Annotated in this window: 12 protein-coding genes; 2 read left to right on the forward strand and 10 right to left on the reverse strand. The window is 59.3% G+C overall.

All coding sequences use genetic code 11. The features are described 5' to 3' along the window. Positions 1–48: 48 nt before the first annotated feature. The gene (locus K5E40_RS01315) at positions 49–1,173 is read right to left on the reverse strand and encodes a GNAT family N-acetyltransferase (RefSeq protein WP_221729359.1); all 1,125 of its coding nucleotides are present in this window, start codon (positions 1,171–1,173) and stop codon (positions 49–51) included. Positions 1,174–1,454: 281 nt separating this feature from the next. On the opposite strand from K5E40_RS01315, the gene K5E40_RS01320 reads away from it, so the two are divergent. Then, positions 1,455–2,777 carry a putative porin gene (locus K5E40_RS01320; protein WP_221729360.1) on the forward strand — a complete coding sequence of 441 codons (1,323 nt, stop codon included), beginning with the start codon at positions 1,455–1,457 and terminating at the stop codon, positions 2,775–2,777. Between the two features lie 132 nt (positions 2,778–2,909). Here the strand turns inward: K5E40_RS01320 and K5E40_RS01325 are convergent, their stop codons facing one another. The 5 genes from K5E40_RS01325 to aceK form a co-directional block, all read right to left on the reverse strand. Beyond that, positions 2,910–3,146 carry an anti-sigma factor gene (locus tag K5E40_RS01325; protein ID WP_221729361.1) on the reverse strand — a complete coding sequence of 79 codons (237 nt, stop codon included), beginning with the start codon at positions 3,144–3,146 and terminating at the stop codon, positions 2,910–2,912. Further along, positions 3,140–3,751: an RNA polymerase sigma factor gene (locus K5E40_RS01330; protein WP_221729362.1), complete on the reverse strand. Its 612-nt coding sequence runs from the start codon at positions 3,749–3,751 to the stop codon at positions 3,140–3,142. The genes K5E40_RS01325 and K5E40_RS01330 overlap by 7 nt, the downstream gene beginning before the upstream one ends. Before the next feature lie 146 nt (positions 3,752–3,897). Beyond that, positions 3,898–5,019 (reverse strand): beta-ketoacyl-ACP synthase III, encoded by a 1,122-nt coding sequence (locus K5E40_RS01335; protein ID WP_221729363.1) that lies wholly within the window; start codon positions 5,017–5,019, stop codon positions 3,898–3,900. Positions 5,020–5,350: 331 nt separating this feature from the next. Beyond that, positions 5,351–9,262: an ATP-dependent RNA helicase HrpA gene (gene hrpA, locus K5E40_RS01340; RefSeq protein WP_221729364.1), complete on the reverse strand. Its 3,912-nt coding sequence runs from the start codon at positions 9,260–9,262 to the stop codon at positions 5,351–5,353. A 135-nt stretch (positions 9,263–9,397) separates the two neighbouring features. Continuing rightward, positions 9,398–11,119, reverse strand: coding sequence for a bifunctional isocitrate dehydrogenase kinase/phosphatase (aceK, locus tag K5E40_RS01345; protein WP_221729365.1), 1,722 nt, complete (start codon positions 11,117–11,119; stop codon positions 9,398–9,400). Between the two features lie 227 nt (positions 11,120–11,346). Here aceK and K5E40_RS01350 point away from each other — a divergent pair, with 227 nt between their 5' ends. After that, entirely contained in the window at positions 11,347–12,255 is a 909-nt protein-coding gene (locus tag K5E40_RS01350; protein WP_221729366.1) for a DMT family transporter, read from the forward strand. Positions 12,256–12,312: 57 nt separating this feature from the next. On the opposite strand, the gene K5E40_RS01355 is transcribed toward K5E40_RS01350, so the two are convergent. The 4 genes from K5E40_RS01355 to cysK form a co-directional block, all read right to left on the reverse strand. After that, positions 12,313–13,176, reverse strand: a complete 864-nt coding sequence (locus K5E40_RS01355; RefSeq protein ID WP_221729367.1) for a DMT family transporter — start codon at positions 13,174–13,176, stop codon at positions 12,313–12,315. Positions 13,177–13,269: 93 nt separating this feature from the next. Beyond that, positions 13,270–13,434, reverse strand: coding sequence for a hypothetical protein (locus K5E40_RS01360; protein WP_221729368.1), 165 nt, complete (start codon positions 13,432–13,434; stop codon positions 13,270–13,272). 268 nt (positions 13,435–13,702) lie between these two features. Continuing rightward, on the reverse strand, positions 13,703–14,641 hold the full coding sequence (locus K5E40_RS01365; RefSeq protein ID WP_221729369.1) for an aspartyl/asparaginyl beta-hydroxylase domain-containing protein: 939 nt from the start codon (positions 14,639–14,641) through the stop codon (positions 13,703–13,705). A gap of 179 nt (positions 14,642–14,820) precedes the next feature. Further along, positions 14,821–15,795, reverse strand: coding sequence for a cysteine synthase A (gene cysK / locus K5E40_RS01370; RefSeq protein ID WP_221729370.1), 975 nt, complete (start codon positions 15,793–15,795; stop codon positions 14,821–14,823). Positions 15,796–15,911: the final 116 nt, after the last annotated feature.

A 15,911-nucleotide genomic window follows, 5' to 3' on the forward strand; every position in this document is an offset into this window, starting at 1 on the left:
CACAAAACCAAATGTGGGCGCGAGCAAGCCCGCTCCCACATTGGAGATTTAGGTTTGGCGGTAGGGCAAGGCCGCTCTGGCCTCTTCGGCGTAGGCCAGGACACCGGCGCGTTCCTGCTGCAGGAAGTCTTTGACCGCCGCTTTCAGACCCGGATGCCGCAGGTAATGCCACGAGTGAGTGATCACCGGTTCGAAGCCACGAATCAGTTTGTGCTCGCCCTGAGCACCGGCATCGAAACGCTGATAGCCCTGGGCAATCGCGTAGTCCATGCCCTGATAAAAACAGGTTTCAAAGTGCAGCCGATCAAACTCGGCCAGGCATCCCCAATAGCGCCCGTAAAAACTGTCACCGCCTACCAGACTGAAGGCCATGGCCACTGGCCGTGAGCCCTGCTTGGCCAGCACCACACGAATCGATTCGGGCATGCGTTCTGCCAGCAAGCTGAAGAATGCTCGCGTCAGATACGGTGTTTGCCGACGCACTGCGTAGGTATTGGCATAACAGGCGTAGACGAAATCCCACTGCGATTCGTTTAGCTCTCGCCCTTGTAGCCATTCAAATTCGAAGCCCTGCCCCGCCACCTGCTCGCGCTCCTTGCGCATCTGTTTGCGCTTGCGCGAACTGAGCACGTCGAGAAAATCCTGAAAGTCGCGATAGCCGCGATTGTGCCAGTGATACTGACAGCCGATGCGCTGCAACCAGCCCGGCTGCTCGGCCATGGCGGCGTCGGTGAACGGATCGGTGAAATTGATGTGCGCGCCGGACAGCCCTTCGATTTCCAGATAACCCGGCAGGCTCTTGAGCAGCTCAAAACCGTCTTCGACCTTGGCCGCCAGCAACCGCGGGCCGCTGACTGGACTGAACGGCACAGCCGTCAACAGTTTGGGGTAGTAATCGATTCCGGCCCGGGCACAGGCATCGGCCCAGCCATGGTCGAACACATACTCACCGTAGGAGTGCCACTTGCGGTAACCCGGCAAGGCGGCGATCAGCCGACCATCTTCGATGTGCAGCAAGTGCTCGGGCTGCCAGCCGGTGTGAGGGCCGACGCTGCCGCTGTCCTCCAGCGCACTGAGAAAAGCATGGCGCAGAAACGGCTGATTGTCCGGCACCAATGCATCCCAAGTGGCCGGGGCGATTTCTGACAGGTTCTGCAGGCATTGCAACGGCATCAAAGAGCTCTCCACATCGGGGTTTCAGCGCTCGGCGAGTATCGCCGATTGCGCCGCATTGCACACCCGCCATCGGCCGACAGCGCTCTAGATCAATAGTTCACGACCAATAAGCACCGTCATCAACCTGCCATCACCGTGCCACTGCCCTGTCATAAACCATCGCGATACTGGCGCCTGTTTTTAGAGCGCCGGGTTCTACCCGGACACTGTTTTCCGACCTTCAACCGTCGGTTGTGCCCAGGATGGTTCAGCCATCCCACTCATCTTCGGAGATTGCTATGCGTCTTGCTTCCACGAAAACTGCGGCGGCCCTGTGCGGTGGCCTGTTACTGGCCATGAGCGTTCCGGCCAGTGCTGCAGTCGACGCCAAACTGCTCGACATGCTCAAGGCTAACGGTTCGATTTCCCAGGCGCAGTATGTAGAACTGCAAACTGAACTGGCCAAGGATCAGAAGGCTCAGCAAATCGCCCAGCAGGCGCAGCAAGAGACCAATGAACAAGTCGCGGCTGTCGCAAAGAAGACCAACGAACAAAGCGTCTTCGACCAGAAACTGGCTTGGGCTGCCAAGACCCAGTTCAAGGGTGACGTGCGCATCCGCCAGGAGACCGTCAAGATCGACGGCGAAGCCAACAACGGCGGCCGCGAAAAGGATCGTCAGCGCATCCGTGCACGTCTGGGTGCCTACACCGAGATCAACCCGCAAGTGGACACCGGCATCCGTATCGCCACCGGCGGCGGCGATGATGCTCGTTCGACCAACCAGGATCAGGACAACTACTTCGACAAGAAGCAGATCTGGCTGGACCTGGGCTACATCGACTACCACCCTGATGCGATCAAGAACCTGCACGTGATCGGCGGCAAGATGCTGCAACCGTGGGTGAGCATGGGCGACGTGATCTGGGACGGCGACATCAACCCGGAAGGTCTGGCGGTCACTTACAAGTACCCACTGGGCAGCAGTGCCGAACTGTTCGGCAGCCTGGGCAACTACAACCTCAAGGACAACGTCGACGGCGAAGGCGTGCAATTCCGTCACGACCTGCGCCTGACCTCCGGCCAGTTGGGTAGCCGCATCGCCATCACCGACAACCTGAAACTGACCGTTGGCGGCAGCGTCTACGCCTACCAGAACGATCAGGACAGCCGTTGCACGGGCTCTTCCACGCCATGCGCACTGGCCGTCAATGGCAACTCGGCCAACAACGAATTCCGTCTGTACGAGGGTTTCAGCCAGATCGACATCGGCGGCCTGCCGATGCCGCTTTCGTTCTACGGTCAGTATGTGAAGAACAACGATGCCGTGACCGATCAGGACACCGCCTGGTTGCTCGGTGCCAAGTCGAAAGTCTTCGGTTTGAACCTCGACTACAACTATCGTGACGTGCAACGCAATGCTGTGGTCGGCGCCTTCACTGATTCCGACTTCGCCAATGGCACCACCGGTTCGCGTGGGCACAAGTTCAAAGTCGGTTACGACATCGACAAGAATTTCGCCCTCGGCGCCACGTACTTCCTGACCAAGGCTGACTACTCCAGCCGCACTCAGCGCGACGCCGACACCAACATTCTGCAACTGGACGCAGAAGCGAAGTTCTAAGCACCAGAGCAACAGATCTCAGGCGATGCGCTTCTCATCCGGGTGCAGCGCTTGAGATGCTTCAACAGTCTGGCGCGGCTACGGCGATCCCCATCATCCGTGTGCCGCAGGCGCGCCAGCCTGCTTCTCCCCCTAGGGGCTGTCTTCCCGGCGCCGCGCCGCCAGCCGCTCGGCCAACGCATCCACACCCTCTTCAGGTTTCTCCGGCATCGCCTTCAGCGTCGCCTGCATCAATCGCATCTGGCGTATAAAGCGCCGGCAATTGGGGCAGAACATCAGGTGATGACGCACCATCAGTTTTTCGCGAAAGCTCAGCTGGCCATCGAGATAATCGCTGGAGCGCGCTACTTGTTCCTTACAGGTCAGCATTCCCCGGTCTCCTCAAAATGCTCCACTGTCGCGAAGACTTTCAGCCGCGCACGATGCAGCAGCACACGGACATTGGAGAGCGATATCTCCAGAAGATTACAGATCTCTTCGAGCTCAAGGCCCTGGCGTTCGCGCAACAACAAAACGCTGCTTTGCAGTTCCGACAGGTTGAGCAGTGTGTGTTCGAGGCACTCACGCAACTCGCTTTCAGTGAGCAGCGCTTCAGGCGTGTCCTGGTGCCAGGCGAACGGTGCGATCAGCCAGTGGCCATCGCCGGGGGAAAAGCGGTCATCATCAATGGTGCCGTGGGGTGACGGCAAGTCATCCATCAACACTTCGCGGCGATTCTGCTTGTAGCGACTCTTGGCCGAGTTGGCGGTGATGGTCAGCAACCAGGTCTTGAGACTGGAGCGGCCTTCGAAACTGCCGATATGGCGCACTACCGACAGCCATGCATCTTGCACCACTTCTTCGACGTGACGCTGGCCGACAATCGCATAAGCGACGGCGCGCATGGCGCTTTGATAAGTCGTGACCAGTTCCTTGAAAGCCTGTTGCTCGCCTGCCAGCAAACGCGCGAGCAGTTGGGTGTCGTCAACCGCCATCCATCAATCCCCTTGTTCCGACTTCGAAAATGATAGCGGCAGGATTCGCCTGAAGCGTCTCCTGCCGCCATTTCCGAAAACTACAGCGTTTCAACCGATTCGGATGTAGGAAAGGTCAGCGTGATTAAGCGGAAATTAAACCACTTTCAACGCTTGCGCAGAATCACGCTACCGATCGAGTAACCCGCACCGAACGAACTCAATACCGCCAGCGAACCGGCAGCCAGATCATCCTGATACTTGTGGAAAGCAATCACGGAACCGGCAGAGCTGGTGTTGGCGTAAGTGTCGAGGATCACCGGAGCTTCCTCTTCGGTGGCGTCGCGGCCCAGCAGTTTGCGCACGATCAGATGGTTCATGCTGAGATTGGCCTGATGCAGCCAGAAACGCTTCACATCGCCGACATTGAGCTTGTTCTCTTCCAGATGCGTACCGACCAGTTCAGCCACCATCGGGCAAACATCCTTGAACACCTTGCGGCCTTCCTGCACGAACAGCTTGTCGCGAGTACCGACGCCCTCTTCCGCTGCGCGGTTGAGGAAACCGAAGTTGTTGCGGATGTTGTTGGAGAACTTGGTCAGCAGTTTGGTGCTGACCACGTCGAACTGGTATTTGGACGTAGCCAGATCGGCGCGCTCGATGATCACGGCCGTGGCGGCGTCGCCGAAGATGAAGTGGCTGTCGCGGTCACGGAAGTTCAGGTGACCGGTGCAGACTTCCGGGTTGACCATCAAGATCGCCCGGGCCTGGCCCAGTTGCACGCTGTTGGCGGCCGCCTGAATGCCGAAGGTGGCCGAGGAACAGGCCACGTTCATGTCGAAACCGAAACCCTGAATGCCCAGGGCTTCCTGGACTTCGATGGCAATGGCCGGATAAGCACGCTGCAAGTTGGAGCAGGCGACGATCACGCCGTCGATGTCAGCGGCGGTTTTGCCGGCACGTTGCAAGGCTTGTTCGGCAGCACCGATGGCCATTTGGCAAAGTACCGACCATTCGTCGTTGGAACGCTCCGGCAGACGCGGGGCCATGCGCTGCGGATCAAGAATGCCTTCTTTGTCCATGACAAAGCGGCTCTTGATGCCCGAGGCTTTTTCGATGAAGGCGGCGCTGGATTCGGTCAGGGCCTGGATGTCGCCGCTGGCGATGGCGTCTGCGTTGTCCGCGTTGAACTGCGCGACGTAGGTATTGAAAGACTGCACCAGCTCTTCGTTGGAGATGCTGTTGGCCGGGGTGTACAGGCCGGTGCCGCTGATGACGACGTTATGCATGGTCGTTTCTCTAATCTGTTCAGGCAGAAAGTGCTGGAACCGTCGTACCAACACACAAAGGGTCTATTCCCATCCGGGGGACGCAAACCTGGCATCGTTTTATTCCGTTACGTGACCGCGCCGAAGGCTCTGGGTCGCGAAACAGGCATTTATGGTCGCGAAGTTTGCCATAAACCCAAGGTTTTGGCCCCTTTCTCAAGCACAACGCAAATCCCAATGTCGGAGCGGGCTTGCTCGCGAAGGCGGTGTGTCAGTCACCGAATCAGTTATCTGACACTACGCCTTCACGAGCAAGCCCGCTCCCACAGGGGGATTGTGCTCGTCGATAGATCTAGGGTTCGACTTGGGTCCATTGTTTATTCAGGCGCTTATCGGAAATCGGCACTTTCGTTCCCAACTGCTGGGCGAACAGCGAAACCCGGTATTCCTCCAGCCACCAGCGATACAACTCAAGCTGTGGATCGCGTTTGCCTTCCTGGGCATGCTTGGCGGCGCGGGCCTGGTATTGCGCCCACAGGCCGGCGAGTTCGCCGCTCCAGACCCGATCCTTCTGCACTTGCGCGCCCAGTTTTTCAAAACGCTGTTCGACGGCTTTCAGATAACGCGGCAGTTCCTTGAGCCACTGCATCGGTGTTTCCCGGACGAACCCCGGATAAACCAGATGACTGATCTGCTGCTTGATGTCATTCAGTGCCACGGCTTGGGCCAGATCGATCTTGCCCTTGAAGCGCTTTTGCAGGCCATGCCAGATCTTCAGAATCTCCAGCGTCAGCCGCGCCACGCGCTCGGCGTGCTCGGTCCAACTGCCACGTTTGCGTTCGGCCAGCGCCGCCAACCCTGCACCGTCACGCGGCAACGGGTCTTCGCCTTCAAGAATGCAACTGTCGAGACTGGCCAGCAGAATGTCTTCGACCAGCGCATCGACCCGGCCCAGTTCACGGTAGAGCAAGCCCAGTTCGGTCTGCCCCGGCAATTTGCCGCGCAGGAATTTGGCCGGTTCGGCCAGTTGCTGCATGAGCAAGCGCTGCAACGCACGGCGATGCTGGAACTCGGCTTCGGCCGGGGTCGAGAACCGCCCTTCCTTGACCGTGCCGCCCTCTTCCACCAGCGCTGGGTAGACCGTCATCGACAGCCCGGCAATCTTCTGCTGAGTTTTTGCTGCCACCGGCGCGAAGACTTTCGCCTCCACCGGCTGCTGACTCTTCGCGCTCTGCGGCACGGCCAGTGCGGCCTGACTGGCTTCGGCAAAACGCGCGGTCAGTTCGGCCAGGTCCCGTCCTTCGCCAAGGAATTTGCCTTGGCCATCGACGATTTCCAGGTTCATGCGCAGATGCCCTTCGACCTGCTGCGCCGCTTCCGCCCATGCCTCATCGCTGACCCGCGCACCGGTCATGCGCAACAACTCGCGCCCCAACGCCTGGGGCAGCGAGCCCTCGGCGAAGGTCATGCGTTGCAGCGCAGCCTTGATGAAGTCAGGCACCGGCACGAAGTTCTTGCGCAACGCTTTGGGCAGATTGCGCACAAGGGCGATGCACTTGGCCTCGATCATCCCCGGCACCAGCCATTCCAGGCGCTCCGGCGGCAGCATCGGCAGCAACGGCGCCGGCACCCGCAGGGTCACGCCGTCACGGGGGTGATTGGGTTCGAAGTGATAACTGAGCGTCAGTTCCAGATCACCGATGTGCAAGGTGTCGGGGTAATGCAGCGCGGTGACTTCACTGGCCTCGCGGGCCAGCACGTCTTCTTCGCGCATGATCAGCAGTTGCGGGTCTTTCTGGCTGTTGATCCGGTACCAACTGTCGAACGTCGCGGTCTGGTGAATCTCCGCCGGCAGCCGCGCATCGTAGAAGGCGTACAGGGTTTCTTCATCGGCCAGAATGTCGCGGCGACGGGCCTTGGCTTCCAGTTCATCGAGCTGTTCGAGCAGTTGTTTGTTGGCGGTCAGGCACTTGGCTCTGGACTGAATCTCGCCCCGCACCAGACCTTCGCGGATAAACAGCTCACGCGAAACCACGGGGTCAACCGGACCGTAATGAACCGGTCGGCGTCCGACCACAATCAGCCCGAACAGGGTGATCTGCTCGAAGGCCACGACCTGGCCGCGCTTCTTCTCCCAGTGCGGTTCGAAGTGATTTTTCTTGATCAGATGCCCGGCCAGCGGCTCGATCCAGTCGGCGTCGATCTTGGCGACCATGCGCGCATAGAGCTTGGTGGTTTCCACAAGTTCGGCGGTCATCAGCCATTGCGGACGCTTCTTGCCGATGCCCGACGACGGGTGAATCCAGAAACGTCGCTGACGGGCGCCGAGGTAATCGCCGTCCTCGGTTTTCTGGCCGATCTGGCTGAGCAAACCGACGAGCACCGCTTTGTGCAGTTTCGGGTAATCGGCCGGTTCTTTATTGAGGCTCAACTGCATGTCGCGGCAGATCAGGCTCAACTGGCGATGGGAATCACGCCACTCGCGCAGACGCAAATAGTTGAGGAAGTTCTTGCGGCACCAATTGCGCAACGGGCTGGCGGTCAGCGCCTGGCGCTGTTCTTCAAAACCGCGCCACAGATTGACCAGGCCGGCGAAATCGGAATCGACATCCTTCCATTGCGCGTGGGCCTGATCCGCCGCTTGCTGGCGTTCCGGCGGACGCTCGCGCGGGTCCTGAATCGACATGGCACTGGCGACGATCAGCACTTCCTGCAAGCTGCCCAGTTTCGCCGCTTCAAGCAGCATGCGGCCCATGCGCGGGTCGACCGGCAGGCGCGCCAACTGACGGCCAAGCGGGGTCAACTGACTGTTGCGATCCACCGCCGAGAGTTCTTGCAGCAGGTTGAAACCGTCGCTGATCGCCTTGCCGTCCGGCGGCTCGATAAATGGGAACGCAGTAATCTCGCCGAGGCGCAGATGCAACATCTGCAAAATAACCGCCGCGAGGTTGGTGCGCAGAATCTCCGGGTCGGTGAATTCCGGGCGACCGAGGAAATCTTCTTCGCTGTACAAACGTATGCAAATGCCCGGTTCGACACGGCCGCAACGGCCCTTACGCTGGTTGGCGCTGGCCTGGGAAATCGCTTCGATTGGCAGACGCTGAACCTTGGCGCGGTAGCTGTAGCGGCTGATGCGCGCAGTGCCGCTGTCGATCACGTAACGAATGCCCGGTACGGTCAGCGAGGTTTCGGCGACGTTGGTCGCCAGCACGACGCGACGGCCCGGGTGCGATTGGAAAATCCGTTGCTGCTCGGCCGGCGACAGGCGCGCGTACAGCGGCAGAATCTCGGTGTGTTTGAGTTGGGCCTTGCGCAGCATGTCGGCGGCATCGCGAATCTCGCGCTCGCCGGGCAAGAACACCAGCACATCGCCTGGGCTGCGACGTTCGCTGCGCTCGTAGGCGGCAATTTCGTCGAGGGTGGCGAGGATTGCCTGATCGACGGTCAGGTCGTCCTCAACGCGGTTGCCCTCCTCGTCCTGCTCCAGGGTCAGCGGGCGATACCAGGTGTCCACCGGGAAGGTGCGGCCGGAGACTTCGACAATCGGCGCATCGTCGAAGTGCTTGGAGAAGCGCTCCAGGTCGATGGTCGCCGAGGTAATGATGACTTTCAGGTCGGGGCGGCGCGGCAGCAGGGTTTTCAGGTAACCGAGCAGGAAGTCGATGTTGAGGCTGCGTTCGTGAGCTTCGTCGACGATGATCGTGTCGTAGCGTTCCAGATAGCGGTCGTTCTGGGTTTCCGCCAGCAGGATGCCGTCGGTCATCAGTTTGATCAGGGTGTTGGAATCGCTCTGATCTTCGAAGCGCACCTGATAGCCCACCAGCGACCCGAGCGGCGTCGCGAGTTCTTCGGCGACGCGACTGGCAACGCTGCGTGCAGCGATCCGCCGTGGCTGGGTGTGGCCGATCAAACCGTGCTGGCCGCGACCGATCTCCAGACAGATTTTCGGCAACTGCGTGGTTTTGCCCGAGCCGGTTTCGCCCGCGATGATCAGCACCTGATGTTTTTCCAGCGCCTTTTTGATCTCGTCACGCTTGGCCGCAATCGGCAGGCTGTCGTCGTAACGAATCACCGGCAGGCTGGCACGGCGCGCCAGCACCTGGTCACAGGACGCCTGCATGCGCGCCACCCACTGGGCCAGCTTGGCCTCGTCTGGCTTTTTACGCAGCTCAAGCAACTGCCGCCGCAGCCGGTGGCGGTCGGCAAGCATGGCGTGATCGAGGTTTTTCAGCAGTTTGTCGATGGAGGGCGATTCTTCGGTCATCGGGTACGCAATTCAGTCGTCTAGTGGCGCAGGGGGGCGATTGTCGCAGAAAAGCAGCTACAAGCGGCAAGCTACAAGCCGCAAGTTGAATCCGCTGCTGACTTGAAGCTTGTAAGTTGCCGCTCGTCGCGGCTGTTATTCGTTATCCAGGCCCTTACGCCGATACGGAAACACATCAATGACCTTCCCCGCCCGAATCGCCTCCTGCAGGCTCTTCCAGTAATCGGCGTTGTACAACTCGCCATGCAATTGGTCGAACAACTTGCGTTGCCCCGAATCGGCAAACAGAAACGGCGGAAACTCTTCGGGAAACACATCCAGCGGCCCGATCGAGTACCACGGCTCTGAAGCCATTTCATCCTCCGGCGTGCGCGGTGTCGGGATGTGGCGGAAGTTGGCTTCGGTCAGGAAGCAGATTTCGTCGTAGTCATAGAACACCACCCGCCCGTGGCGGGTGACGCCGAAGTTCTTGAGCAGCATGTCGCCGGGAAAGATATTCGCCGCCGCCAATTGCTTGATCGCCAAGCCGTAATCCTCCAGCGCCTCACGCACCTGGGCATCGTTGGCGTTCTCCAGGTACAGGTTGAGCGGCGTCATCCGCCGCTCGGTCCAGCAGTGGCGGATCAGCACCGTATCGCCCTCGACCGAGACCGTGGACGCCGCCACTTCCAGCAATTCTTCAAGGCACGCGGGGTCGAACTTGCTCAGCGGAAAACGGAAATCGGCAAACTCCTGGGTATCGGCCATGCGCCCAACCCGGTCCACACTTTTCACCAAACGGTATTTCTCGATGACCGTGGCGCGGTCGACGTTTTTCGAAGGCGAAAAACGGTCCTTGATGATTTTGAACACGGTGTTGAAACCCGGCAGCGTGAAGACGCTCATCACCATGCCGCGCACGCCGGGGGCCATGATGAACTGATCGTCGGTGTTGGCCAGGTGATTGATCAGCGCGCGATAGAACTCGGACTTGCCGTGTTTGTAGAAACCGATCGAGGTGTACAACTCGGCGATGTGCTTACCCGGCAAAATGCGCCGCAGGAAGCCGATGAACTCCGCCGGCACCGGTACATCGACCATGAAATACGAGCGGGTGAAGGAGAAGATGATCGACACGTCGGCTTCGTCGGTGATCAGCGCATCGATCTGAACCCCACGACCTTCGCGGTGCAGCAGCGGAATGACCAGCGGCCATTGCTCGTCGCGGGTGTAGATGCGCCCGACCAGATACGCGCCCTTGTTGCGGTACAGAACCGAAGAAAACAGTTCGACGCTCAGTTCCGGATCCTTGCAGACCCAGTCCGGCAGGTTCTCGCGCAACTGCGCTTCGAGGCGGTGCAGGTCACCGGGCAAATCGGCGTAATCCTCACCAAAACGATAATCGGCAAAGATTCTCGCCAACATCCCGGACAACTGACCTTGCGGCTTGTAGGTTCGGGTTTGCGCCGCCCGGGCGCGGCGCAGGCTCGGCCGGGTGGTGTGGATGAACATGCAGCCGTCGCTGATCAGGTCATGGCTGAACAGCCCGCAGAAAATCGAGTTGTACCAGGTCTCGGACAGCTCATCGTCGAAGCGCAAATCGATGACGCTGATGTAGGCGCTTTTCACCAGTGGCCAGCCATTGACGTCCATCAGTGCTTCGTCGTCGAAATGTTCACGCAGCCGGGCGATGGTTTCGCCGACCTTGTCTTCGTAGAGGTTGATCCGCGCCGCCGATGCCGTCTGGATCTCCTGCCAGCGCGCCTGTTCGAAGCGCTCCCGAGCGCCGTCAGTGATCCGACGGAAATGCTCGCGGTAATCGTCAAAGCCATCGAGGATCATGCGGGCGATGTCGGGGGCTGGCCATTGCTGCGGCATAGATGAGACCTCTGCGTGCATTCGGAATGCTTGAGCTTAGCCACGGAACCGGCCGCAGGTGAAGTGCAATTTGTGCCAAAACCGCGTCGTGGTTGCACACGACAGGAATTATTCGTTGCCGGCGTAAACATTGGACCGGTCGGACCAAAGTTAAATGCCCCAATAGCGGTTGCCATCGTCAGGGCGCTCGGCAACACTCTCGTCCCGATAAAGGAAGGAGTGTCACCGTGAGTCCCGTCGATATGTTCCGCATGCTGTCGCTCGCTGCTATCTGGGGCGCGAGCTTCCTGTTCATGCGCATCATTGCGCCAGTGGTCGGTACGGTGCCGACCGGATTCTTCCGGGTATCGATTGCCGCTGTCGGTCTGGTGGTGATCCTGGGGTTGATGCGCGTGCGCTGGGATTTCAAAGGCAAACTGAAAACCGTGATGCTGCTGGGCGTGATCAACTCGGGCATCCCGGCCACCCTGTATTCGGTCGCGGCCCAAGTATTGCCGGCCGGCTATTCAGCGATTTTCAACGCCACCACCCCCTTGATGGGCGTGCTGATCGGCGGACTGTTCTTCAGTGAGAAACTCACCGTGGCCAAACTTGGGGGGGTATTCCTCGGACTGTTCGGCGTCGGCGTGCTGACCCGCGCCGGTCCCGTGGCGTTTGATCTGCCATTGCTGATGGGCGCCGTTGCCTGTCTGCTCGCGACCACTTGTTACGGTTTTGCAGGATTTCTCGCGCGACGCTGGCTGGATCAGGCAGGTGGATTGGACAGTCGCCTCTCGGCCCTGGGCAGTATGCTCGGCGCGACGCTGTTCCTGCTGCCGCTGTTCGGCTACAGCGTGATCACCGCACCACCGGCAAGTTGGGGCGGCTGGAGCGTGTGGCTGTCGCTGCTGGGCCTGGGCCTGGGCTGCACCGCATTTGCCTACATCATTTACTTCCGTCTGCTGAGTTCCATCGGCCCGGTCAAGTCGATGACCGTGACCTTCATGATCCCGCCGTTCGGCGTGTTGTGGGGCGCGTTGTTTCTCGATGAGCCGCTGTCGATGGCGCACATCTATGGCGGGGTGTTGATTGCGCTGGCGTTGTGGCTGGTGGTGAAGCCGGCGGTGGTCAAATCTACCCAAGCCGCCGCGCAGTAATTCGCTGATGCAAAAAGGCCCGTGAGTCGCCTCCTGGGCCTTTTGTTACGCAAGGTGTTATGCAGTTTTACGGAACACAAACGCCAGGCCAACGATGATCAACAGCATCCCCAGCACACTCAGCACGGCCAGGCGATTACCGAAAATCAAATAATCCATCACCGCCGTCACTGCCGGCACCAGGTAGAACAGGCTCGTGACATTCACCAGATTGCCCCGTGCGATCAGGCGATACAGCAACAGTGTCGCCAGCACCGACACCACCAGGCCCATCCACAACACCGGCACGATAAAACCTGCGCTGTGTTCAAAATGAAACGGCTGGAACGGCACGAAAACCCCACACAACAACAGCCCGGCCAGATACTGCACCGGCAGTGTGCCCAGGGGGTTGTCGGTAATGCGCTTCTGCATGATAGAGCCGAGGGTCATGCTCGCCAGCGCCAGCAGACCGAACAGCATCCCTGCCCAGGACATCCCGGCCAGACCAATCCCCTGATAAACCACCATGATCAGACCGGCCAACCCCAGCGCCAGACCGAACATCCGGCTCGCCGAGCGCTGCCGCTCCATCAAGACAACGGTGAGAATCGGCTGCACGCCCATGATGGTTGCCATCACGCCTGGGGTTACTTTGGTGTTCAAGGCCAGCAGATAGAAAATCTGATAAGCCCCCAGCAACACCACGCCCGTGGCAATCGCAAACAGCATCGGCTTGCCGCCCTTGGGCAGTTTCAGCTTGAGCAACGGAATCAGCAGCACCAACCCGCACAAAGCAATGGCAAAGCGAATCAGCAGGAACGCAAACGGTGAAGCGTGGGCCAAGCCCCATTTGGAGAAGATCGCGCCGCTGCTCCACAGCAGCACGAACAGGCTCGTGGACATCCCCGCAAGCGCGGTTTTTTTCGAAAGGACAAACATGAATACCACCTGTAGTCAGGCAAATAGCCAACTCAGCCGAGGCTGAAATTCAGTAGTTTTCTGGCGGGCGCTGGGGTCAGCAGAGAATGCTGATCAGCCCGAAACGCCAACGCCCGGCGGTGATACGACTGCGCACACCGGTGTGCTACTGACAGGTGGAGGGTAATGACTGATCTGCTTGGGCTGCCGATTCCCGCACGGCACGACGCCAGCGTTGACCGCTGAATCGACTACCGCGCTGATGAGGGATGCAGGCATTTAGGCAGATCTTTGTTGAAGGGATGGAAGGGTGAGTCGCCGACTCACGAGGGCCGACTATAACCAGCGCGGGACATGAATTGCAATGATTTGGGCAACGTGTCGGTAGCGACAGATTCAAGGGCGTTGCTGAGGCCAGACATTGCTCGCAAGCCATATCGACGAGTATCGAAAACGAACCAAGCCTCCTTGCCGACTGTCCTGTTTGCCTGTATTCCGAGATAAAAAAACCGCTCACAAGGAGCGGTTTTTCACTTCTGGTTCGGCCTCAACCAAACAGCCAATACCCGAGTAACGTCAACACCACCACTGCCAGTATCGGGCGCATCACGCGGTAGGCCTTGGGATTGCGGCGCTTCCACTGCTTGACCACACCGCTGAACCTGTCGCTGAAGTTCTTGCTCCAGGCGTAAGCCTGGTTGATTCCGCCAACGCGTTCGTCGTCGAGGTTCTGGGGCGCAGTCGCGCGGCCCAGCCAGCCACTGATAAAGCGGTTGATGCGGGTCATCAGGCGATTGCTCAACGGTCGCTCGATGTCGCAGAACAGGATCACGCGGGTCTTGTCGGTTTCGTTCTTGACCCAGTGCACGTAGGTCTCGTCGAACATCACGTCTTCACCGTCACGCCATGCGTAGACCTGACCGTCGACGAAAATCCGGCAATCGTCGGAGTTCGGTGTCGACAAGCCGAGGTGATAACGCAGCGAACCGGCAAACGGGTCGCGGTGCGGGTTCAGATGGCTGCCCCCCGGCAGCAGCGCAAACATGGCGCCTTTGACGTTGGGGATGGCACTGACCAACGCCACGGTTTTCGGGCACAGGGTTTCGGCCGACGGCAGCGGTTTGTCATACCACTTGAGGTAGAAACGCTTCCAGCCCTTCTTGAAGAACGAGCCAAAACCGGCGTCGTTGTTCTTCTCGGCGGCGCGAATGTAGCCCTCGTCAAACAGGTGCATGGCCTCGTCGCGGATGGTTTCCCAGTTGTCGCGCAGCACATCCAGTTCCGGGAATTTGCTGCGATCCAGATAGGGTTTGGACGGCACGCCGGAGAACAGGTACATCAAGGCGTTATACGGGGCGAACAGCGCCGAGTGGTTGACGAACTGACGCAGTACCGGCAAACGCGCCTTGCCGCGCAAATGCACATAGAGCGTGCTGCCCACAAACAGCAGCAACACCAAAGCCTTGGCGGCAAACGAAAAGGTCATCAACAACTCCCAGGAAAAAGACAACGCTACGCCACGTACCCTGCATGGCAGCAGGCCATGATAAACACTACTGGCCAAGGGAAAAACCCATCCAACCCAAGTTTCAGTGTCAAGCATTGCGCAACAAAGCACTCAATAACACAACGACACTGAACCTTGGCTGATCTGAATCAATCCGCTTACTGCTGGTTCTCCTGCTCAGTGAACAGATCACTGAACAGCATGCTCGACAGATAACGCTCACCCGAGTCCGGCAAAATCACCACGATGGTCTTGCCCTGCATCTCGGGGGTCTCGGCCAAACGCACGGCCACGGCCATCGCCGCACCGCAGGAAATGCCGCACAGGATGCCTTCTTCCTGCATCAGACGCAGCGCCATGGCTTTCGACTCTTCGTCGCAGACTTGCTCTACCCGGTCAACCATCGTCAAATCGAGGTTTTTCGGCACGAACCCGGCACCGATGCCCTGAATCTTGTGCGGGCTCGGCTTGATCTCTTCGCCGGCCAGCGCTTGGGTGATCACCGGCGATGCCATAGGCTCCACGGCCACCGACAGAATCGGTTTGCCTTGAGTATTCTTGATATACCGCGAAACACCGGTGATGGTTCCGCCGGTACCGACCCCGGCCACCAGCACATCGACGGCGCCATCCGTGTCATTCCAGATTTCCGGCCCCGTGGTTTTTTCATGAATAGCCGGGTTGGCCGGGTTATCGAACTGTGCCGGCATAAAGTATTTGCCGGAATCACTGGCAACAATTTCTGCCGCTTTCTCGATGGCGCCTTTCATGCCCTTGGCGGGCTCGGTCAGCACCAGTTCGGCGCCGAGGGCCTTGAGGACTTTGCGACGCTCAATGCTCATCGACGCAGGCATGGTCAGCATCAATTTGTAACCACGAGCAGCAGCCACGAAGGCCAGGCCAATGCCTGTATTACCCGAAGTCGGCTCGACGATGGTCATGCCAGGCTTGAGTTTGCCGCTGCTTTCGGCGTCCCAGATCATGTTGGCACCGATCCGGCACTTGACCGAATAACCGGGGTTGCGCCCCTCGATCTTGGCCAGGATGGTCACGCCACGAGGCGCGATGCGGTTGATCTGCACCAACGGCGTGTTGCCGATGGAATGGGCGTTGTCAGCAAAAATACGGCTCATGGCTGGGTCCTTATGCAGCATTGAATTCAGCGCTCCAAGGTATGCCTGTTGCCCATCACAGTCCAGTCGGGTCGAACGTCTGCGGCGCGTGACAGTCCATCGCTTTATATCGTTTA

The sequence above is a fragment of the Pseudomonas baetica genome (assembly GCF_019733355.1).
Classification (GTDB): Bacteria; Pseudomonadota; Gammaproteobacteria; order Pseudomonadales; family Pseudomonadaceae; genus Aquipseudomonas; species Aquipseudomonas baetica_A.